Genomic DNA, 20,126 nt, shown 5'->3' with positions numbered 1-20,126 from the left:
GAACCCGGTCACCGACTTGCCGGGCGCCAGTCGCGTGGACCGGGCCTGAGCCGTAGACAGGGAGGAGCAGCTGCGTCCGCTGACAGGACCGGTCGGGCTGCGACCCCACAGTCGGGGAGCCGTGCCCACTCCCGAGCGGCACGGCTCCCTGTCGGGAACGAGGACCTGGTGCTACGTCCCCCGGTGGAGCCGATGCTCGCCCAGGCCCGTGAGACCCTCCCGGCCCCGGCGTCGTGCCCGGCGAACACCGCTCGGCGGACAGGTGGACGAAGCGGCTCGGGGAATCCAGTCCAGCGGGGACCCGCCGTTCTGGCGTCATCGCCAGAAACTCCCGCCGCCTTGCGAGAGGGCTTCGTCCGCGCGGGCGGGGGCGATACTGATCGTGACAGTCGTCCCACCGCCGGGTCGGCCTCGGACGCGGGCTCGGCCGGTGGGGTCGCACCTTTGCCGATGTCTGCGAGGGGAGCCGTTCATGACCACGGCGAAAGACCTGTTCATCATCGCCATTGACCTGAAGCGTTCCGTGGGGCAGGGAGACCTGTCCCTCGCACTCGCGGGAGCCGAGCTGATTGATCTCATGGGTGCGGGGGCGGTCGCCGTGGACGGCGACCGCATCGTGCCGGGTGGACCGCCGACGTTGGGCGATCGGTTCCTGGACGAGGCTGCGGCAGGACTCACTCGACAGGCGCCCTACGAGCGGATCGAGGACTGGCTGTGGCGCCGGGGCCGAGACCTCTCGGCGGCGTACCAGGCCGCACTGGAGAAGAACGGTGAGCTGAAGCCGCAGCAACGCGGCCGGTTGTCCTTCGGCACGGAACGCGTGGAACCGGCCGATACGCCCGCACGCCGCCGTGCAGCCGACCGCTGGAAAGAGAAGGAACCCGTCCTGGCCGCCCTCGCCTCGGTCGTGGGCATCGACGACGAACGCTCCGACGATGAGGCCGGCCTTGATGACGAGGCGGTGACGACCGTGGTGGCCGCCGTCCACGACGCGGTGATGGAGTTGGAGGCCGTACGCCAGAGGCGGACCATTGAGAACAGGGCCTTCGCCAACCTCTGGCGCGGACCGTGAGCCGAGCCCGCCTTCGGGGGCGCGGTCGGGTTCGACGGCGGCAGTGAGCGGTCGTGCGGCCGCCGGGCGGCGCTACGGCATGTCCGTGGACCAGTTCCGGTCAGAGTCGCGCGGCCCCACCTGGAAACGGGGTGGGCGTCCGGCCCGCAGTCCGATCACGGTGTCTCATGAGACACGGCCAGTCTGGAGAACGACGGCTACCGGGCACTGGTCTTCACCGCGTGGCCGACGCCCGGACCGCTGCTGCTGCAGTCCCGCCGGGGCAGCCTCCTGCAGGGCCGCTTCCCGGAGCTTGTGGACGCGGTCGTGGACCTGCCCGACGGCCTGGTCCTCGATGGCGAGCTGGTCGTGTGGGTGGAGGGCCAGATGTCATTCGAGGCGCTTCAGCGGCGAGCGGTCTCCTCAGGCCGGAGATCACGGTGGACACAGCGCAGGAGCGCGGATCGTGGAGACGCCCGGTGCGCTTCGCCCGGCTCCGGCTGGACGTCGCGGTCACGGACGTCCCGCCCTTCGGCGCGGGCGCCGAGCCCGCCAGCGGCTGACCGTCCCTCCACTCCGCCGAAGCGCCCGCGCGGTCGACTGGCTCTCCTGCCGCCGCGTCCCCCGGGCAACCACGCCCGATGCGGTGCACCAGCGTCACTGGCCGGTGAGGACGTCATGGGTGCCGATCCGGTGCCACACGATGTGGGGCAGCCTGGCAACCACCGCCCGGCCGTAGGACCACGTGGCGCGGCCGTCCGGCGCCCAGGTGAGTTCGTAGCCGCCCGGCGCGCAGCGCACGCCCTTGATCCGTAAGCCGGGGCGGAACCGGCGGCCGGTGTGCAGGTCGGGGACGAAGGCGTCCAGGACGACGCGGCGGAAGCGCCGGCGCTGGGCGGGGGTGAGGTGCTGGAGGTCGGCGGTGAAGCGGGGGAGGGTCTCGAAGGTGGGCACGGTGGTCTCCTCCGGGCAGCACGACGAAGCCCCCGGCGGGTGCCGGGGGCTGCTGTAGGCGGTGTTCGTTGGTGGCGCTCGTTCCTTGGCGCGTGGTGATGCTCAGTGGTGCTGGATGGTGTTGTTCGGGTCGGGGTGTGAGGGCTGCCGGAGAGCGATGACATTCGCGTCCGGCCCGGGGCCGCTTCCCGCCTGGCGGGCCCCTGAGAAGAAAGTCCGGCCGCTGCTCCCGCCTGGCGGGACGTCCCGCTGATCGTTCTTTCTCGCAGGTCAGAGCCGTGTGGCGTGGTCTGCATGACAGTGGATATCAGGGTGATCCGGGCCGGTCGGATGTACCGCTACTACTTCGCGAGACCGTGCTCGGCGACGGTCGCCGCCCGGCTCGTACGCCGCTGCGCGCCGCCCAGGAGCAAGCCGGTGTCCCGGCCGGGCGATGGATGGGCCGCGGCCTGGCCGTGCTCGGGCTGGCGCTGGGCGAGGAGGTCACCGAGAGCCAGCTCTGCGGACCTGTTCGGCGAGCGGGGCCGGCATCCGTACGCCGACCGGATCGAGGCCGACCGGCTCGCCAAGGGGGCGTCGGCGAAGAACAGCCGCGACCCCGGCCTGGACGACCGGATCGTGGCCGCCGCCATCTCCACGTTCTGCTTGGACATCAGCGAGCCGAAGTCGGTGCGCGGCCTGGAGTCCGGCTACCGCGTCTACACCGCCCGGTGGGACCTGTCCGACCTCCCCGCCCGGCGCCGCCCATCCACCCCCGCGCCCGGCCCGGACCGGCATCCCCCGGCCGATCCCGGCGAGCCGGCTGCGCCCCGGCCCCCAGGCCAGGACGCAGGGGAGTGGGAAATATCCCGCGTCCAGTCCCGGTACGAGCGAGCTGTCCTCGCCGGAGCGGTGGTGCGGGAGAAGCTGCGCACCACCATCACCTCCACCGCTGTGGGGGCCGGGCGTACGACGTCGTCGCGATGCCCCGAGCAGCTGCTCGCGTCCGCGGCCGCCGATCCCGAGCACGACGACCAGGAGCCGGAGGCCGGGCCACGATGGGAGATCGACCTGACGGCACTGCGGGCCATGAAGGCGCACCGACGTGGAAGACCTTGATCTCACCAACGAACGACTGCGCCGACTCCAGGACGCGTTCACCAAGGCGGCCGACCACGCCCACGAGACCATGAACCGCTCCGCCGACCGGGAGGACACCACCGCAACGCACCCAGTGCGCGAGGACGACCAGCGTGTGCACCGCCCCCAGCCGCCGGATCGACACCGTGCGCGCCAGAAGTCGGCCGCTGACCGTACCTGGTGCGGCGCACTGGAGGCGGCCGAAGCTGAAGTATTCGGTTGTTTGTGAAGGGCTGAACCTGTGACGGTCACCGGCATGAACGTGGTTCTGGGAGATGCCGCGACATCGCGTGGATCAGTGCCGCAACGCACGTCAGGCGTCGGCGAGGAGGGGGTCGTACGGGGTGCTGGTGCGGCGGCCTGACATGAAGGAGAGGAAGTCGCCCACGAAGGCGCTTTGGTTGTAGGCGCCGTCGCTGGTGGTGAGGTCGCGGTGGAAGGCGGTGCGGAACAGGGTCCGGTACTCGTCGGCGTCGATGGTCCCGCTGCCGTCCTTGTCGGTGGCGTCGAAGAGGATCTCGGCGACGCGGATGAGCGCGGGTCCGGCGAGGGAGGGGACGGCGGCGGCGTACTCGTCGGCGCTGACGCGGCCGTCGCCGTCGGTGTCGAGGGCGGCCTGGAGCTCGCGCCACCAGGCGGCGAAGGCGTCGTAGAGGCGGGTCTCCTCGGGTTCGTCCAGGTCGAGGCGGGTGGCCAGTTCGCGGGCCATGGCGGCGAGGTCCGGCCAGTCGAGGTGGCCGTCGCCGGTCTGGTCCAGGACCTTGCGGAAGAACTCCTCCGCCGACCGTCGCCCTTCTCCCGTGCCCGCCGAGGGCGCCGGGGCCGTGTCGGGGTCGCCGCTCAGCGGTGTGAGGAGGCGGAGCAGGGCGGAGGCCCGCTTCATGCGGGCGCGCAGGGCGGTCACGGTCCGGGCGCGGGGGTCGTCGCTGTCGGGCGAGAGCGAGAGGGCTTCGATGATGCTTTCGGCGTTGATCCAGCCCTCGGGCAGGAAGCGGGCGAGCCCGGCGGCGAGGTAGGCGCCCTGCATGAGGGTCGGGGCGCCGGGCATCTCCGGCAGGCCGGCCCGGCGCCGGTACGGCTCGGGGAGCGAGGCGACGGTGATCGCGCCGAGGAGCGGACCGGCGACGGCCCGGCCGGCTGCCCACAGCGTCGGCGCGCCATCCAGCAGCGCCGGGGCGGGTAGGTGGTCGAAGAGCCGGTAGAGGATGACGCGGGCCGCCTCGGTGTTCTCCAGCTCGTTTTCGACGACCCGGTCGAAGTACCGCCAAAAGTGGTTGACGTCGTCGGGGAGTTCTGCGGCGTCGCCGTCGAGCGCGGCGAGGAACGCGCGGTACTCGGCGTACATCCGCTCCATGGTGTCCTGGTCGAGCGGCTGGCCGCTCAGTCGGCACATGGTGACGGCGCTCTCGAAGAGGGTGGCGACCACCCAGGCGCGGGTCGCGCGGTCCATCGCGTCGTAGGCGCGGCCGCGGGAGTCGGAGCCGCTCATGCGGGCGTGCAGCCGGTTGAGCCGGGCGGCCTCCCGTTCGCGGACCGCCGGGTCGGTGCCGAACATGCGCCGCATGCTGAGGAAGGTGTTGCGCAGCCGGCGCCAGGGGTGGGCGACGAAGGTGGAGTTGTCGACGAGGGCGGCGCCGATCTGCGGGTGGGCGGCCTCCAGCACGGTGGCGCGGATCATGGCCAGCGCCCAGCGCGGGTCATCGAAGAAGGCGCTGAACTGCGATTCCGGGCCGAACAGGGGCGCCTCGTCGGCCGTTCGGGTGGTTCCGGTGGTCACGATGGGTCTCCGTTCGTCCGGGGCGGCACGCCGCCGAAGCGGCGGTCGCGGCGCCGGTAGGTGTGCAGGCAGGCGAGGAAGTCGGGGGCCCGGAAGTCCGGCCAGAGCACCTCGGGGAAGACCCACTCGGCGTAGGCGACCTGCCAGAGCATGAAGTTGGAGATGCGCTGCTCGCCGGAGGTGCGGATGACCAGATCCACGTCGGGGGTGTCGGGGAACGGCAGGTGGTCCGCGAAGAGCCGCTCGGTCACCTCGTCGGCGGGCGTCCCGCTGCGGATCAGCGACCTTGCGGCCTCGACGATGTCCCGGCGCCCGCCGTGGTCGAAGGCGACGGTCAGCGTCATCCTCCGGTTGTCGGCGCTCAGCGTCGCCAGGTCTTCGAAGTCCCGGGCCAGTTCACGAGGGATGCGCGGGTCGGCGACCCCGAGGAAGCGGCAACGGATGCCGCGGGCGAGCAGCAGCGGCGCGTGCTTGCGCACGACCTGGCGAACGAGGCGCATCAGGTAGTCGACCTCGCTGCCCGGCCGGTTCCAGTTCTCGGTGGAGAAGGCGTACAGGCTGAGCCACTCGACGCCGGCGGCACGGGCCGCCTCGATGATGTCGATGACGGTGGTCTCCGCAGCCCGGTGGCCCGCCGTGCGGGGGAGCGAACGCCGCTGCGCCCAGCGGCCGTTGCCGTCCATGACACAGGCCACGTGCCGCGGCACCGCACGCGCCGCCCCATCGCCCCGCCGCTGCTCACCGGGCCCATCGCCCCGCCGTTCCCGCCCCGGCCCGTCGCCGGGCTGCCCGCCAGGCTGGTCACCGTGCGCCCGCCCGCCCGGCAGGTTCTCCGTCGCCGCGCGTACGCGCGGGACGCCGTGGTCCGTCACGCCCGACTCCGTCCCGTCCGGAGTGGCACGACCGGCCGTACCGCGCTCGGTCACGCCCACTCCGTCTCACCGCCCAGCCTCGGCCACGCCCCACCGGCGCATTCCCTCCGGGGAGTCTGACAGCGCGAATCGGTCCTGACCGGCCAAACGGGTGGCCGTCACCCTTGGCTCGTACGTCCGAGTCCCTCGTGCCGGCACTGGGCAGCGTTCCTCCGGCGACCGTGTCCGCCGCTCTCTACCCACCTCCAGCCTCTGCCCCTGGGCCGCGCCTTGTGGATCTTCGTCCAGCGGACACTTGCTCCGTCGTCTCCCCGCGGGCTTTGTCGAAGGTCAGCAGGTCGGTGCGGTGAGGGCAGGGTGTTTGGTCGGCGCCGCGCCGCTGTGCGGCGTGTTCCAGTGCCGCGAAATCAGGGGTCCGCATGTCTGCTCCAACCCGGCGATCGGGCGTTGAACAATGTGCCCGCGCCGTCTCGTCACCTGATCGCTAGCTTGCCCATACCCGAGGCATAGGAAGCCGCATGTGAGATCACGCCTGGCTCACAGCGTGCTCCCGTGCCGCAGTCGCGCCCAGCCGTCTTGTGGGGCGCAATGGAATCGCCGGGTCGTCAATGCGGCGACATCCGAGTCGGTCTGCTGCGGTGACGTCCCACGACGACGAGACTCCGGGGATCCTTCGACGAGCCGCCCCGCCGCTGCGTAGGCGGCGATCGGATCGTCCTTGCCGTGGGTCCGTCTGACCGTGCCGTCTGGGGCGGTGACCTCCACCACGTGGTGCCGTTCGCGGTCATGAACCAGGCGAGTTCGGCTCGTGGGCTCCCGTGCCTTCCATCCCCGGCTGCGATGACTTCGCCCCCCAAGGCGTCACCCCGCGCGGTCAGGCACGCGTACAGCTCCGACCGGAAGTGCGACACTTTCGCGAACACATCCCGCAGGACGCCCTCATGCACCAAACTCACGACCACGGCCTTCGCGCTGATCCACTCTGTGACGGAGCACAGGATCAGACGGAGGCCTCCACAGCCGCTGAACTGCGGAAACGCCGAACAAGTTCGAACCGCATTCGACACCGGACCATAAATGCCGAGCTGAGCTTGTCGTTTAACAACTCCGCTTGATCATCAGGCCCATGCGTTGAAGAGCGTTCCGCCCAGCGTGGTGATGCCGTAGGAGCGGATTTGACGCCACTCGCCCTTTGTGAGCACCGATGTGTCCACGTCGGAGAGAGGGGTGGAGAGCTGCTCGGTACTCAGAACCACGAAGCCTGCTTCAGCGAAGGTAGAGGCCCACGGCGGAGGGCAGAGAAACTCCTGTGAGTACCAGTTCCGGCGTTCCTGTGCGAAGGCGATCCAGGGGTGATGGGCGTGACACAGGATGACGCTCTCACCAGTGCGATCGACGACCGACGCGGTGTGGAAGGTCAGGGGATACTCCTGGTTCTCGATCTCGCCCACTTGGCCTTCGACGACTCGGGCAGCGGCATACAAAGCGGCCCGGAACGGCCGCAGGTCGGTTTCCGGAAGGGGGCCGTCCTTCGGTAGGGAGAAGCCTGTCGCACCCCGCGGCAGTGTGAAGCCCGTGTTTCCTTCAATGGCCATGTCGCTCATCTTGCCCGGTGCGAGACCCACTTGGTCGTCGTAGGTGCTGTGGGCTGCGGGTTCATCCAGTGCGGCGGGGCTTGGTTCCTGTCTTGTGGTGTGCGGGGCGGCTGTATGCCTGGCCGGTGGCGAGGACTCGCCCTACGTCGTAGCGGGTTGCCGTGGGGTGGTTCTTCGAGCCGAGCGGCCGGCCTGGGCCGGGGCGGGTCGGTTTCGGTGCACCGTGGGGAACCGGTCTTCGCGCGCAGGTTCCTGAACCCTCTGCGGACGCGGGCGGGGGTGAGTTTGTTCGAATCGGTCGGCTTCTCCCAGGGTCTGCGGAGGTCGGTGGCCAGCGGGCGGGCGAGCCGGAGCTGGGCGTAGGCGGTGATCACCAGCCATGTCCACCGGTCGGCCGCTTCTGAGCTGCGAAGCCGGGGTTTCGTCCAGCCGAGGGTCTGCTTGAACAGGCGAAACGTGTGCTCCAGAACGAAACGGCGCAGGAAGGACTGCCAGCAGCGGTCCATGTCGTCGGGGGTGGCGCTGGTTTCCGACCACCACAGCCAGACGGGCTTGTTGACTCCGCCGGAGGGCAGCTTCTCGACGACCAGGCGGACGACGGTGCCCTCGATGATGGGCAGCGGTCCGTCGTGGTCGAGCCAGGCCGCCCGGCGGGTCAGCCTCGGGTGCAGTCGGTCCCATGCCTGCGCGGTCGCCTTCCCGTAGAGGCGGGTGTCCGTGACGGTCACGGCACGCTCAGTGCCCCAGTTGGCAGGGTCGCCGAAGACGAACTCGCCACCGTGATGGGGCGGTCGGCCGCCTTTCGGGTCGTAGACCCGCGGCGGCGTCGGGCGCCGCATCACGCGGTCGGAGCGGAGGCGGCCAAGGACCTGCACCGGCAGACCGTTCAGCAGGTGAGCGATGCGGGGAGCGTCGTATCCGGCGTCCATCACCACCAGCACCTCCGGGTCGCCAGGCTGCCACTGCCCGGCGTCCACCAGCCTCTCGATGACCTCGCGGATCTGCACCGCGGTTACCACGGCGACGTCCGCCCCGGGCTTTAGGCGGACCGCGTCCAGCAGCGCGGTCCAGGAGGTGCGGCCGGTCTCCAGCGCGGCCACGATCGAGTACGGCCAGCCCGGCACCATCTGATGCTTGCCCTTGCCACGGCCGAATGTGTGGCAAAAGACCCGGTCAGCGCAGGTGTCGGCGTCAGGCCGCAACCATGGTGAGACGTCGACGGCCAGAACGAGCCGACCGTCCACAGCCCTCGGCAGCGGCATCCCGGCCAGGGCCCGGCGAAGCCGGGCGACATCGATCTGCCCCTGGTTGAGCCCTCCGTACAGGGCGCCGTGTCCGCGCCGGCGCTCAGGCGCCAGAGCCAGATCGACCAGCGTCCTGACCGGGCCGTCCGTACACAACAGCGCGTCGCACAGCTCGAACAACGCGTCGCCCCGAGCGGTCAGACACGCGTACAACTCCGACCGGAAGTGTGACGCTTCCGCGAACGCATCAAGTTCGAGCAGCGTTCGACCCCGGACCATAAACGACAAGTTGAGTGCCTGTTTGTCAACCTGGCGTCCGGCCGCAGCTGAGGTTTGTCGGTGGGGCCCGTTACCTTCGCCTCGTGACCACACGCACCAAGCCTCTGATGGCGCTGTCGACCGACCCAACGGGAAGAACGCTGGGTCTCAGCCTCCCGCCGGGCTCACTGGTGACCGAGACCAACGACGGTCCTTGGCGTGAGCCGCTGCTCTGGGTGGCCGACGGGATTGCAGCGCCCGGTACGTGGGCTCAGTACCTGCCAGCCCGGGATGCTGCGGGCTTGCAGCCTGTGCTCCTCCAGGACGAGCCCCGCATTGAGGAGTGGTGGGACGGTGAGCTGGATCCAGGCATGATGTCGGATCCCGGGGACCATCGGGCTGAGGAAGTTCTCAAGACGTTCTGGGCATCGGCGGTATCGGATACCGAGGAGAACGAGGACGAAGAGGATGAGGGTGAGACCATCGCCCCGTTCACAGGCAGCTGGCCTGGGCTTGCGTCGCCAGAGAGGGCGGTGGGAGCTCCGGACACGACTGCTGCGGACGTTGCCGATGCCCTGACCAAGCACTCGCTCGAAAGCCCTCGGCTGGCGCTGGTCCCAGTGGGCCGGGGTGCGGACCTTCCCGCAGCAATTGGCTGGTCAGGGCCGGTCAATTACGAGAACGATGTGGCCCGTTTGTGTGCTGTTCTTCGTTCCGGGGAGGACCGCTTCGGAGTCCAGGTGGTCGCCCTGTCCTACGCGCGGCTTGACCTGTCCGTGGCCGCTCCGCCGCAGACTCTGGACGAGGCTCTCGCGGTCGCTGCGGAACACTTCGCGTTCTGCCCCGACAACATTCGGCAGGGATGCGAGACGATCCGTCTCTACGCGGAGGAAGCACTGGTGGGCAACCCTCACTGGACTTTCTGGTGGGATTGAGGGAGTGCCCAGCGCTTGCGGGCGAGGCGCCTTGTCATGAGGGTGATGAGTGACCAGTTCAGGTGCGCTTCGCCGTGCTGCGGGAGGCGTTCGTAGTCGCGGACGTTGCGGCGGGCGTTCATCAGCCAGTCCGATGGTCCGCTCGACTTTCAGCGGCGGGGCAGGATGACGAAGCCTTTCGCGCCACGGGGACGGGAGACGGTTCGCATGTGTCTCTTGCGTCCGTTGATCTCCCTCCTGGCGTCGCGTAACCCCGCGTCGCCTTCGAGACGGTCTCAGAGGCTTTCGCGGACTGGGAGTCGACGATCAGCGAGACCGGGTGAGGGCACCGACCCTTGTCCGTACTGATCCGCCGATGCAGCTGGTCGCGGATGTAGGCCACCACCCCGGCCTGGTTTCACCTCCTGAGGGACCCGAACAGGTCTCCCAGGGTGGGAAGACCGCTGGCAGGGCCCGCCATTTGGCACCGTTGTCGACGATGTGGCGGATCGCGTCGACGAAGTCCCGCCGAGGCCATTTCTCCGGATGCCCGCCGGTCTTGGTCCGGTAGGCAGGGACTGGTGAGAGGGGTTCGATCAGGGCCCACTCGGCGATCTTGGTGTCGGAGGAATAGCGGCTTCGGCGCCGTGAGGAAGCAGGCATGACGCGCTCGGCAGGGTTGGTAGCGGGTCTGGTTGATGAGCTGGGCGAGGGTGGCACGGACGCCTGTGAGCTGGGCGGATGCGAGTGGGGCCTCACCTGTGCGGCGGTCGTGGACGCCGCCTGTGCCGCAAGCCAAGCGCGGCACACTCAAATTCCCGCATAAGGAATCTATAAACGCACAGATTTTCGAGGCATGGTGGTAGTCCGACAGGGCAGATGAGCGCTCGGAGGTTGATAATTATGGTTCCCCTGCTTCTCGTTCTGCTTCTCGCGCTGATCCTGTTCGGCGCCGGCTTCGCTCTCGAGGCCCTGTGGTGGATTGCCGTCATCGTGCTGGTGGTCTGGCTCCTCGGCTTCGTGATCCGGCCCGCCGGCCATGGCGGCCACAAGGGCCGCTGGTACCGCTGGTAGAGCAGCTCCGCACGGGTGTGGGGTGGAACCGCAGACGTCTGCGGTTCCACCCCACACCTGTTGCGGACTAAAGAGCAACGGAAATGAAAAGCGTGTCAATAGGGCTGCTTTTCCTGGGCAGATGTATCGGGCGGCCGGGGCGGGCGGCGTCACGCAGGGAACCTTGCGCCTCCAGCGTCATCCACCCCGGCCGTACGGCGCGACGCGCCGCCGCGGGAGCAGAGGGTGCCCCGGGCGTCTTCGAGCAGGCAGCGCACGCTGCCGTATCCGCTTCCTCTAACTCCTGGTCGGCTCCTGGTGGCGGCGTGCTGGTTGAGTCGGGCTGTGGGTAGCGGTGGTGCCCGCAGTAGTGAGTGGTGCCCGCAGCAGGCCCAGCGTTTCGGCCTGGTTCCGGAAGCCGCCCCTGCAGGGCGGCTTCTGATATCTGGGTGGGTGTCTGAACACCCGTTGCAGGAGATGGACCTCCTCCCCGTCCCCCGGTGCCGGTTCTGTCGGAGTTTGCACGGAGCGACTCGCCCGTCGACCTTCGCGGAACGCGCGCTTGTCCCGGCCCACCCTCACGCTGCCGGGCAGCGATTTGCCGCATCGTCCTGTTCCGGTTTCGGGTGGACTGGGTTCTCTCGCGGCGCTGGTGCCCGCCTGTGAGGTTGCGGGCGGGCGTCGGGTGATCGCGTTCACCATCGACATGACCGATGACCGATGACCGATGACCGGGGTGTGGGCAGTGCGGCTGTGGTGCGGCGGCTGCTCGCCGACCTAAGGCTGGAGCGGGTGGACCTGGGGGCGACCCCACCCCGCATTGATCGAGGGGGCAGCGACAGGGTGGGCGTGGTCGTGGGGGGCGAAGCGGATCGCGGATCACGCCGCCGGCGGCCAGGGCTGGGCGGGGGCCGACGGGCACGATGCGTTACATCCGCATGACCTGCTGGCCCTGAATCGCCCCGTGAGAAACCGCGACGCCTCTCGCACCACTCCCGCCGCCCAGCCGGGGCCGACCATCCGTGGAACGGCGTGCGCTTCTTTTCCAGCGGGGCAGCCGCGAACCCCTGGACGTCACCTGGTTGCGCCCGATCCGATTGGCGCAGTTGACGCTGACACCGCGATCGATCGAGGCACCTGGAGAGACCCGATGCGATTCGTCCGGCTGCGGCTGGCGTCACGGTGGTCGACGTACCCCGATTCGGTGAGGGCGTCACCCCGGCCGCTGGCTGGTCCTGCCAGTGCAACACTGCTGTATCACCTACTGCTTGGCAGAGCTGACCCGCACCGATGCACGATGGGGATCGTCTCGACGTGCGGGCGAGGCACTCGGAGGTGTCCTTCGCGTTCGTACGGACTGCCGGGCGGCGGCGTAGTGCTTGGCCCCTTGTCGGCCTGTGTACGGCGCGGGCTTCGGTTTCTCGTCCTTACCGGCAGTCGTGATGCCGAGGACGGAGCCGCCCCGCTCCGGCGCCTCGGAGTTCGAGGTCCGCGAGATCCCATCCCTCGCCCCACGCCCGCCCTTACAGATGAGACAGAGCGAACGCCGACAAGAATCCGACTACGGTGACCAGCCCGGTCAGCAGGTGCACCTTGCCGTAAGCCTCGGGGATCATCGTGTCCGCGATCATCGCCAGGATCGCGCCGCCGGCCACTGCCGTGATCACCGCCATCACCACCGCAGACGCCCCGCCGAGCAACGCGTACCCGGCCAGCGCGGCCAGACCGCTGACCACAGCAATGCTCCCCCACAAAGCGAACACGTACCTGCGGCTGCGCCCGGCCCTGCGCATCCCGGCGGCACTGGCCAGGCCCTCAGGCAGATTGCTGACGAACACCGCCCCCACCGTCGCCACCCCCAACTGTCCGCCTCCCAGCAAACTCGTGCCGATGACCACAGACTCCGGGATCCCGTCCAGCAGCGCACCCAGCGCAATGGCGTTCCCCGACCCCGGTGCCTCCGCCTCGGACGGCTGCTGCTCCCCGGAGCGCTTCCGGTGCTGAGCCCCGCGCCGCGCCAACAGAGCATTGGCACCCGAGTACACGGCCGCACCGCCGACCGCCCCGGCCACCACCGGCGCCATACCGGAACGCTCGTACGCCTCAGCGATCAGCTCAAACGACACCGCGGCCAGCAGCACCCCACTGCCGAATGCCATGACGAGGGCGATCAGCCGAGGCGGAACCCGCACCAACGAACCGACAGCAGCCCCCATCAGCAAAGCCGCGCCCGCGAACAGGCCCCACCCACCCGCAACCAACGCTCCCGCCACAACCGCCCCTTCCAATGCCGTTGACAGATGAACCCCGCCTACCCGCCGGGCAAGAGAACACCGAGCGCGCGGCCGCCGCGAAGGACACCACATTCGCCGACCGACCGGTGGATACCGCAGGGCGCGACACTGTGCTTCACCGCGACTTCTGCCCCGGACCCCGCCGATGAGCCCGGCACCCAGGCCCTGCGGACGGCCGCACCGGAGGTGCTGGACTGGGTGATGCTGAGCCCGGTGGGGGACTTCCACCACGACGGCGAGCCCTGGGGCGGGTACGCCTACGCCCCGGCAGCCGGATCACACACGGGGGCTTCGCCCGCGCGCTGCTGGACGAGACCGAGGCCCCGACTCCGCACCGGACCCACACGGGAGTGTCCGCCGTATGACCGACAACGGTCCACGACAACGACTCCCTGGGTCGCCGACCGCACCCGCCGCTTCGAGGAGACCGGCGGCCGTCCTCACCCCGGGTGGCCGACCTGCTCCTCACCACCCGGGCCCGCGAGTCCGGCCTGCTGCGCCGCACGGCGCTGGCGTACGTCCGGGACAGTGACGCGTACGTCGTCACGGCGTTCAACGCGGGCGCGGACCGCCATCCGGCCTGGTACCTGAACCTGCCGGCCACCCCGGAGGTCACCCTCCAGATCGGCGCGGCCACCTATACCGCGACGGCCCGGGTCGGCCACGGCGGCCGAGTCGGCCCGCCTGTGGCCGGCGGTGGCGGCCACGATGCCCTCCTACGCGGACTACCGCACCGCGACGACCCGGCAGATCCCCTTGGTCCTGGTCACCCCGGCGAGGCAAGCGAGCTGAGGGCCGTCGGGCCTGTGGTCCGATGACAGGACCGAGTCTTGACGCTGCTGGGCGTCGTCGCCGACACGAAAGAGGCCCTGGTTGGGAGCGCCGGATCTCGCCGCCCTCGGCGGCGTGGCGCTGGTGTGCACGACCCATGATGCGTAGAGCCACTGGTGGTCCACCGATGGGGCACCTCGCCACGCCTCGCGCAGGGCCGGCCCGCCGTCGCGCCGTGCGCCGTCTGCGACGTTCCTGTAGGCGGCGCGCTCGGCGGTCAGCCGTTCCGTGGGATGACGTGCTCCTTGAGCGAAGTGTCGGCCAGGCGCAGCGCGCAGCGCGCAGCGGCCCTTGCCCTCGTGCTCGGCGAGGACGGCGAGCTGCTGGGTGCGGGCCGTCAGCCTGGCGCTTTCCTCATCCGGGCGGCCGTCTACTCGCGGCCGCGATATCACGCAGGCCCTGCGCCCCGTGTTCGCGGACCGGCTGTTCACCGCGTGGGAGCAGGGCACCACCGAGCAGCAGCAGATCGTGGTCGAGGGTCTCGCCGAGACGTACTTCAGCGCCAACCACGCCCGCGCGCACGGCCTGGGCGTGGAGTTCACCGACGTGGAGCACACCGGACTTCCGGCGGCCGACGGGCAGCGCGGTGTCCCAGACCCGGGAAGACCGCAGGGCCTCGACGAAGCTGCGACTCGACGTCGGTCATGTCGCCCATCATGAGGCCCTGCGGGATGCTGCGGTGTTCCCTTGCGGGGTCAGTCGGTGTAGTACCCGGCGACGTCGGCGATCAGGTCGACGGAGCCGTTCTTGTTGTAGAAGGTGATCTTGCCGTCGTTGACGGGGACGACGACCAGGTTCGGCACGGTCTGGCCGGCGGTGAAGTTGAGGTTGGACGCGGCCGTACGGGTCGTCCCGTACGGGTAGACCGACACGAAGCTCGACTCGGTGGCATTGGTGGCCGTCACGTTCAGGACGAGGGCCTTGTACTTGGTGCCGACGGTGAGGGACACCGTCCTGCCCTCGCCGACCTTGGCCTTCGGCACGCCGGTGCCGTCACGAGTGTCCAAGAGGCGCTTGGGCTGCATGCCGGTGAAGACCGAGCCGGTGCTGTCCTTGAAGTACCCGGCGACGTCGGCGATGAGGTCGACGGAGCCGGCGCGGTTGTAGAAGGTGATCTTGCCGTCCTTGACGGGGACGATGACCATGTTCGGTACGGTCTGGCCGGCGGTGAAGTTGAGGTTGGACGCGGCCGTACGGGTCGTCCCGTACGGGTAGACGGATACGAAGCTCGACGAGCTCGCGTTGGTCGCGGTCACGTTCATGGCGACGGCGGTGACGCCCGGCTCCCTGATGGTCAGCGTCACCGTCTTGCCGGCACCGACCTTGGCCTTCGGCACGCCGGTGCCCGTGCGGGTGTCCATGAGACGGCTCGGCGTGACGGGCTGGTACTCGGCGCCGGAGGTGCCCTCGGTGTAGTACCCGGCGACGTCGGCGAGCAGGTCGACCGTGCCGCTGCGGTTGTAGAACTCGACCCAGCCGTTGACCACGGGGACGGTGACCAGGTTCGGGACGGTCTGCCCGGCCTTGAAGTTGAGGTTCGAGGCGGAGGTGCGCTGCGTCCCGTAGGGGTAGACGGAGACGAAGCTCGTCGCGGTGGCGTTGGTGGCGGTCACGTTGAGGACGACGGCGGTGAGCTTCTCGGCGGGTACGCCGGCCACGCCGCCGACCTTCAGCTTCACCGTGCTGCCCGGGTTGACCTTCGCCTTGGGGACGCCGAGGCCCTCACGGGTGTCCATGAGACGGGTCGGGGTCACCGGCGTGTAGGTGCCGGGGACCGTGGTCAGCGTGCTGCCCTTGATCCAGAAGATTCCGTAGGGCGTCTGTGTGGAGCCCACCCCGTCCTGCGGCCGGGCGATCAGCTCCCAGCGGTAACTGCCGGATTCGAGAGTGCGGCCCCGTGCGTCCTTGCCGTCCCAGGTCACGCGAACGGCGGCGCCGGTGCCCTGGGTTCCCTCGAAGACGCGCACGGCCTCGCCGTCGGACTTCAGCAGGGACAGCTTCCAGGAACCCACAGGCTTGGAGAACCGCCACGACGGGGACCAGGTGGCCGTCGGCTCCATGGCGGAGCCCTCGAAGGTCACCGGCGGGACGGACTCACCCAGCGCCTGGAACGGCTGGCGGGCGATGCCGACCTGCTTGACGCGGATGTCGTGCTTGGCGTCGATGTACGCCACACCGCCACCGAAGCGGTCCACCGTCCAGGTCGAACGGCGACCCGAACCGGAGGCCGAGGCGGGCACGTCGGCGAAATCGGAGGTCTGGCCGGTGGCCGCGTCCGTCAGCCGCAGCTTGTCGCCCTCGTGCCGGACGACGAAACCGTCGCCGAGCAGGGCCTCACCCGTGGGAACGGGGACGCTCTTCTTCAGCGAGTGGTCGTAGACGCCGGCCTTGTCGGCGCCGCAGGCCCAGTACAGCCAGTTGCCGACGGCCTGGAGTTCGCTGGGCTCGCAGCCGGAGCCGAGGTCGACGGCGGGGGACGGTTCCGTCCCCCGGATGCTGACCGAGTTCACCTTGCCGGTGGTGTCGGCGGGCTTCCAGACCCGGTCCTTCCAAAGGGCGGCGGCGGAGTTCTGCAGGGTGAGCCTCACGCCCGGCTGGTCCTGGGGGGCGTTGCCCTCCAGGTCGACGGCGTACGTGGTGTCGCCGGCGGCCACCAGGGCGGAGTCGCCCGAGGTGTCCAAAATGCGGTGGCCAAGGGTGCTCGCGGGAACATCGACCGAGCGGTACGTGCCCGTGCCGGTCGTCGTCCGCAGCCGGCTCCCCGTCGAGTACACCGACTCGCCGTCGCCGAGCGACGCGAGGCCGGCGGGCGCCGTGCCCGTGTCGTGGCGCAGGGTCGCCTCACTCGCCGTGGGCGTGCCCGACACGCTGGTGTCGACGTCGTAGAGGCCCGAGGTGTTGCCGGGAAGCGAGGCGCCGCGGAAGCTGAGCCGTCCGCCGCCGAGCGCGAGGCCCGTGAAGGTGGCGGGGACCTGCGGGACCGCGCGCACCTTGCTGACCTGGAGGGCGCCGTCGGGGCCGACGGCGACGCGCTGGACGGCCCAGTCCTTCGCACTGGTGCCGCCGGTGACGAGGAGGCTGCCGTCGGGGGCGGCGGCGAAGTGCGCCGTGGCGTGGGGGAGGAGGTCCTTGACCGCCGTGGTGCCCTTGCGCACGGCCTGGAGCTTGCCGCCGAAACCGTCAAGGGTGCGCTTGGTGAAGACGACCCAGTCGCCGACGACCGTGTACGCGGTGCCTTCCTCGAACTTCGGCGCGGGCAGGTCGACATCCGCCATGGGGTCGGTGCGCGGCGCCATGGACAGCGTCTTGTCCCAGTAGCTGGAGACGAGGACGTGCTCCGAGCCCATGGTGAATCCGATGCCCTCGCCCCCCGACACGTGCTTGAACGAGCCGGTCCGGAATTCGAGCAGGTAGTCGCTGTTCGACTGCCCCGGTTCGCGGTTGAAGCGCAGGTGGGCACCCTCGCTGTCCTGGGCGAGGACGATCACCTCGGCGAACATCTCGGGCATCTTCACCGTCGCCCGCTCGACCGGCTTGCCGTCCACGACCCCGTACAGCTGGATCGCGTCGAGGTAGAGGCCGTCGGCGCGCCGGGTCGATGAGACGACGGTGTCGGCGTTGTAGGCGCCGGTCCACGACCGTCCCTGCGGCAGCGTCACCTGGAGGCTCGGCTGCCCGGTGGCGAGGTCGGTGACGGAGACGCGGTCCAGGTCCGCCACGACGGGGTCGGCCTCGGAGGAAGCGTGCAGGCCGGAGTGCCCCTTGGCCTGCTCCTCGGTGATCGGCTTGGTCGCGCCGGTGGCCGCGTCCGTCCAGAGGTAGCCGGTCGTGCCCTCCTGCTTGTGGGCGTAGCCCGTGGCGCCCGCCTGGAGGAGCTCCTCGCCCCGGGGCTCGAAGCGGCCGGGGTTCGGGACGACGACCTCGTCGTCGGCGGTGGCCCCGGCCGGTACGGCGGCGGCCGGGCTCGTGATGGCGGCGCAGAGGCCGATCGCGATGCCCAGGGCGGTCGTGGCGGCTACCGCGTTGCGGGCGTGTATGCGTGCGTGGCGTTGCATGGGGTTCCCCTCCCAAAGGTCGAGAGCGGGCGTTTCGAGGGCGTCCGGCGCGACCTTGAGAGGCCCCCCCTGCCGAGCCCTCCGCCCGGAGCGGCGATCGTAACAGGAAGTTTCGAACCTGTTCATTTTGTACCGCTCCTGGTTTCTCCTCGACCGGCAGGCGCGTGCGCCGCCCTCGGGAAGTCCTCAGCGAGGACGCCGGGCCGGGCTCGCCCGGTTCCACGAACGGCCGGGTACTTTTCTGCGGGACTCAGCCTCGGCCCAACTGCATGGCGTACGCGGCGTCCGGCACCTCGGAGCGAACTGCTCGGGGTGGGTCAGCTCGGTGCGGCGACGGTAGAAGCCGGTGATCGTGTCGTTCAGGATCCGGTTCGCCGGCGATGGGTTGGGCATGGAGTCAGGAGCGTCGCGTCGGTCCCGCAGCCGAAGTCCTGCGGTGCGCAGAGACACGGCGTTGTTCCGGGCGAAGAGGGCGGCGGGCGGCGCCGCCGGCTCGGGCCGGATCACTTGCTTCTGCGGCGGGCTCGGGGCGTTTCATGTCCCCCTCACTCCTTCAGGTGTCATCTCAGCGTGTACGAAGCCCAGGCCGCGGCGGTGACGTCAAACGCCTCGGCGACCTGTTCGGCATCGGCCCCCGGCTGCTGTGGATCTGGACGGCATCCGCATGCCGCAGCTCCACCTGCTCTTCCCCGCTCCCGGGATCGGTCCCGAGGTTGCTGCCCGGAGTCTGGGGCGCGATCGGCGGCGGCGTATGCCGAGCGGCCCCGATCACGCGGGCTTCCGGCAAACGCCGCCACGTCGGACGCCGGTTCGTGAAGAACAACCGGCTCAACCGCGTCGGGCATCTGTGGGCCTTCGCCTTCTCAGCGGTTCATCCGACCGGACGCCCACTACCGGCGCCACCGGGCAGGAGGGGACTGGCGCATGCGGGCTCTGCGGTACCCGTTCCACCGGATGCTCGGCCGGCTCCGCCCCTGCCTCCTGGCACGCATTCCATTCGATGAAGAGATTGCCTTCCCCGCAGAGCTCCAGCTAGCGGGACAGCTACTGCGTGAACAGGATGGGGCGGCTTGTTCAGGGCGTCAGGGGGGATGATCATTCGGTCATGAGACCCGAAGTGCAGACGTTCGTCGCTGACGGACCGCTTCCCGACTGGGACGCGAGCGAGGAAGAGATCGACCGGCGTGAACGCCGGCTTACGGCGATCTCCCGCCCAGTCACCCCCGAAGAGGCCGCTGCCCTGGCCACCTGCTTCGGCCCCGACGACTGCTTCGGCCTCGCATGGACGCTCGTGCACTTGATCGAGACGGCTCCCGGCCCAGTGCCACAGCTGGAGGATCCGGGTCCGGAAGCCGGCGACTGGGCCGAAGTTTTGCGGGCGCGGTGGGGCGGCGAGCACCCCACGACTTGACGGCTCAACTGCATGAGGTGTCTTACTCTGTCGCATCGCGGAAGCCGACCGATTACCGGGCGGTGATGCCCTTGAAGCCGGAGCCGAGTCCGCGCCGCCTGCCGCGTGATGCGGCGCCAGGCCGAGGGGCGAGGGCCGCGACCACCGCCGGGGCGGCCTGGGGGTGAGGCCGGCGCTGGCCTGCTGGCCCATCTGCGGGAGTGAGCGGGAGATCTCAATCCGATGCGGTGGCCGCGGAGATGAAGTGGTCGACGACGTCGGTGAGGCGGGCTTGCCTGCGGTAGGCGGCGCGTGACCGGCCGGCGCCGTTGCCGGCAGCGCGCACGCCTGACCAGAGCGTGTTCACCAGTTCCGCGTCGCAGTGCTCCTTCAAAAGGCGTCACACCCATGCCAGGAGCTGGTCGACCTGGTCGACGGCGGGGGACAGGCGGCCGGTGGACAGGTCGATGCCCCCGCCGGCCAGGCCGTCGCGGGTCCCGCGCGCCGGCAAGCGGCGCGCAGCATCTCCGGCCCCGGCCCGGACAATTGGGCCGCCGGCGGTGGTGGCCTGCATGCCGACGGTGCCGCGGTGGTCTCGGACTCGCTCGGTGAGGGGCTGACAGGCCTAGCTGTATTGCCCTGTGAGGTTGGGGACGCGGCTGGCGGGCGGTTTGCCTGCGAGTGCGGTGTGTCCGCGGTGGTGATTGTAGGAGTGCAGC

The 20,126-nt window shown here is 70.0% G+C and carries 16 protein-coding genes and 2 pseudogenes; 10 read left to right on the top strand and 8 right to left on the bottom strand.

Annotated elements, in window-relative coordinates:
* Positions 1-472 precede the first annotated feature (472 nt).
* Positions 473-1,072: a GPP34 family phosphoprotein gene (locus ACIRB4_RS28780; protein ID WP_403295182.1), complete on the top strand. Its 600-nt coding sequence runs from the start codon at positions 473-475 to the stop codon at positions 1,070-1,072.
* 419 nt (positions 1,073-1,491) lie between these two features.
* Positions 1,492-1,614 (top strand): hypothetical protein, encoded by a 123-nt coding sequence (locus ACIRB4_RS28775; RefSeq protein WP_403295180.1) that lies wholly within the window; start codon positions 1,492-1,494, stop codon positions 1,612-1,614.
* A gap of 94 nt (positions 1,615-1,708) precedes the next feature.
* Here ACIRB4_RS28775 and ACIRB4_RS28770 read toward each other — a convergent pair whose 3' ends face one another.
* A complete protein-coding gene (locus ACIRB4_RS28770; RefSeq protein WP_403295179.1) occupies positions 1,709-2,005 on the bottom strand; it encodes a hypothetical protein in 297 nt (98 codons plus the stop codon).
* 294 nt (positions 2,006-2,299) lie between these two features.
* Between ACIRB4_RS28770 and ACIRB4_RS28765 the strand changes: the two genes are divergently transcribed.
* Together ACIRB4_RS28765 and ACIRB4_RS28760 are read left to right on the top strand one after the other, a co-directional pair.
* Positions 2,300-3,103, top strand: coding sequence for a hypothetical protein (locus ACIRB4_RS28765; RefSeq protein ID WP_403295178.1), 804 nt, complete (start codon positions 2,300-2,302; stop codon positions 3,101-3,103).
* Positions 3,090-3,353 carry a hypothetical protein gene (locus ACIRB4_RS28760; protein WP_403295176.1) on the top strand — a complete coding sequence of 88 codons (264 nt, stop codon included), beginning with the start codon at positions 3,090-3,092 and terminating at the stop codon, positions 3,351-3,353. Before ACIRB4_RS28765 ends, ACIRB4_RS28760 begins: the two co-directional genes overlap by 14 nt.
* Before the next feature lie 84 nt (positions 3,354-3,437).
* On the opposite strand, the gene ACIRB4_RS28755 is transcribed toward ACIRB4_RS28760, so the two are convergent.
* The 4 genes and pseudogenes from ACIRB4_RS28755 to ACIRB4_RS28740 form a co-directional block, all read right to left on the bottom strand.
* The gene (locus tag ACIRB4_RS28755) at positions 3,438-4,901 is read right to left on the bottom strand and encodes an oxygenase MpaB family protein (RefSeq protein WP_403295174.1); all 1,464 of its coding nucleotides are present in this window, start codon (positions 4,899-4,901) and stop codon (positions 3,438-3,440) included.
* Complete coding sequence (gene uppS, locus ACIRB4_RS28750; protein WP_403295360.1) at positions 4,898-5,608, bottom strand: polyprenyl diphosphate synthase; 711 nt, start codon at positions 5,606-5,608, stop codon at positions 4,898-4,900. Before uppS ends, ACIRB4_RS28755 begins: the two co-directional genes overlap by 4 nt.
* 1,283 nt (positions 5,609-6,891) lie before the next feature.
* On the bottom strand, positions 6,892-7,368 hold the full coding sequence (locus ACIRB4_RS28745) for a hypothetical protein (protein WP_403295172.1): 477 nt from the start codon (positions 7,366-7,368) through the stop codon (positions 6,892-6,894).
* A gap of 61 nt (positions 7,369-7,429) precedes the next feature.
* A pseudogene (locus ACIRB4_RS28740) lies at positions 7,430-8,891 on the bottom strand (NF041680 family putative transposase).
* A gap of 83 nt (positions 8,892-8,974) precedes the next feature.
* Between ACIRB4_RS28740 and ACIRB4_RS28735 the strand changes: the two are divergent.
* Positions 8,975-9,805, top strand: coding sequence for a DUF4253 domain-containing protein (locus ACIRB4_RS28735; RefSeq protein ID WP_403295170.1), 831 nt, complete (start codon positions 8,975-8,977; stop codon positions 9,803-9,805).
* 306 nt (positions 9,806-10,111) lie between these two features.
* On the opposite strand, the gene ACIRB4_RS28730 is transcribed toward ACIRB4_RS28735, so the two are convergent.
* On the bottom strand, positions 10,112-10,447 hold the full coding sequence (locus ACIRB4_RS28730) for a transposase (protein ID WP_403295169.1): 336 nt from the start codon (positions 10,445-10,447) through the stop codon (positions 10,112-10,114).
* Positions 10,448-10,687: 240 nt separating this feature from the next.
* Between ACIRB4_RS28730 and ACIRB4_RS28725 the strand changes: the two genes are divergently transcribed.
* Positions 10,688-10,858: a hydrophobic protein gene (locus tag ACIRB4_RS28725; RefSeq protein WP_403295168.1), complete on the top strand. Its 171-nt coding sequence runs from the start codon at positions 10,688-10,690 to the stop codon at positions 10,856-10,858.
* Positions 10,859-12,360: 1,502 nt separating this feature from the next.
* Here ACIRB4_RS28725 and ACIRB4_RS28720 read toward each other — a convergent pair.
* Positions 12,361-13,110 (bottom strand): ZIP family metal transporter, encoded by a 750-nt coding sequence (locus tag ACIRB4_RS28720; protein ID WP_403295167.1) that lies wholly within the window; start codon positions 13,108-13,110, stop codon positions 12,361-12,363.
* Between the two features lie 470 nt (positions 13,111-13,580).
* Here ACIRB4_RS28720 and ACIRB4_RS28715 point away from each other — a divergent pair.
* From ACIRB4_RS28715 to ACIRB4_RS28705, 3 genes and pseudogenes are all read left to right on the top strand, one after another.
* Positions 13,581-13,778 (top strand): annotated as a pseudogene (locus ACIRB4_RS28715) (nitroreductase/quinone reductase family protein); the annotation flags it as partial.
* Between the two features lie 61 nt (positions 13,779-13,839).
* Complete coding sequence (locus tag ACIRB4_RS28710; protein ID WP_403295358.1) at positions 13,840-13,923, top strand: hypothetical protein; 84 nt, start codon at positions 13,840-13,842, stop codon at positions 13,921-13,923.
* A 447-nt stretch (positions 13,924-14,370) separates the two neighbouring features.
* Positions 14,371-14,622, top strand: a complete 252-nt coding sequence (locus tag ACIRB4_RS28705; protein WP_403295165.1) for a hypothetical protein — start codon at positions 14,371-14,373, stop codon at positions 14,620-14,622.
* Between the two features lie 35 nt (positions 14,623-14,657).
* Here the strand turns inward: ACIRB4_RS28705 and ACIRB4_RS28700 are convergent, their stop codons facing one another.
* Positions 14,658-18,017, bottom strand: a complete 3,360-nt coding sequence (locus ACIRB4_RS28700) for a hypothetical protein (protein ID WP_403295164.1) — start codon at positions 18,015-18,017, stop codon at positions 14,658-14,660.
* Between the two features lie 1,105 nt (positions 18,018-19,122).
* Here ACIRB4_RS28700 and ACIRB4_RS28695 point away from each other — a divergent pair.
* Positions 19,123-19,428, top strand: a complete 306-nt coding sequence (locus ACIRB4_RS28695) for a hypothetical protein (RefSeq protein ID WP_403295163.1) — start codon at positions 19,123-19,125, stop codon at positions 19,426-19,428.
* Positions 19,429-20,126: the final 698 nt, after the last annotated feature.

It is taken from the genome of Streptomyces sp. NPDC093600 (genome assembly GCF_044764755.1).
GTDB lineage: Bacteria > Actinomycetota > Actinomycetes > Streptomycetales > Streptomycetaceae > Streptomyces.
The sequence above is the reverse complement of the archived record's forward strand: the minus strand, read 5'-3'. Positions and strand labels throughout refer to the sequence as shown.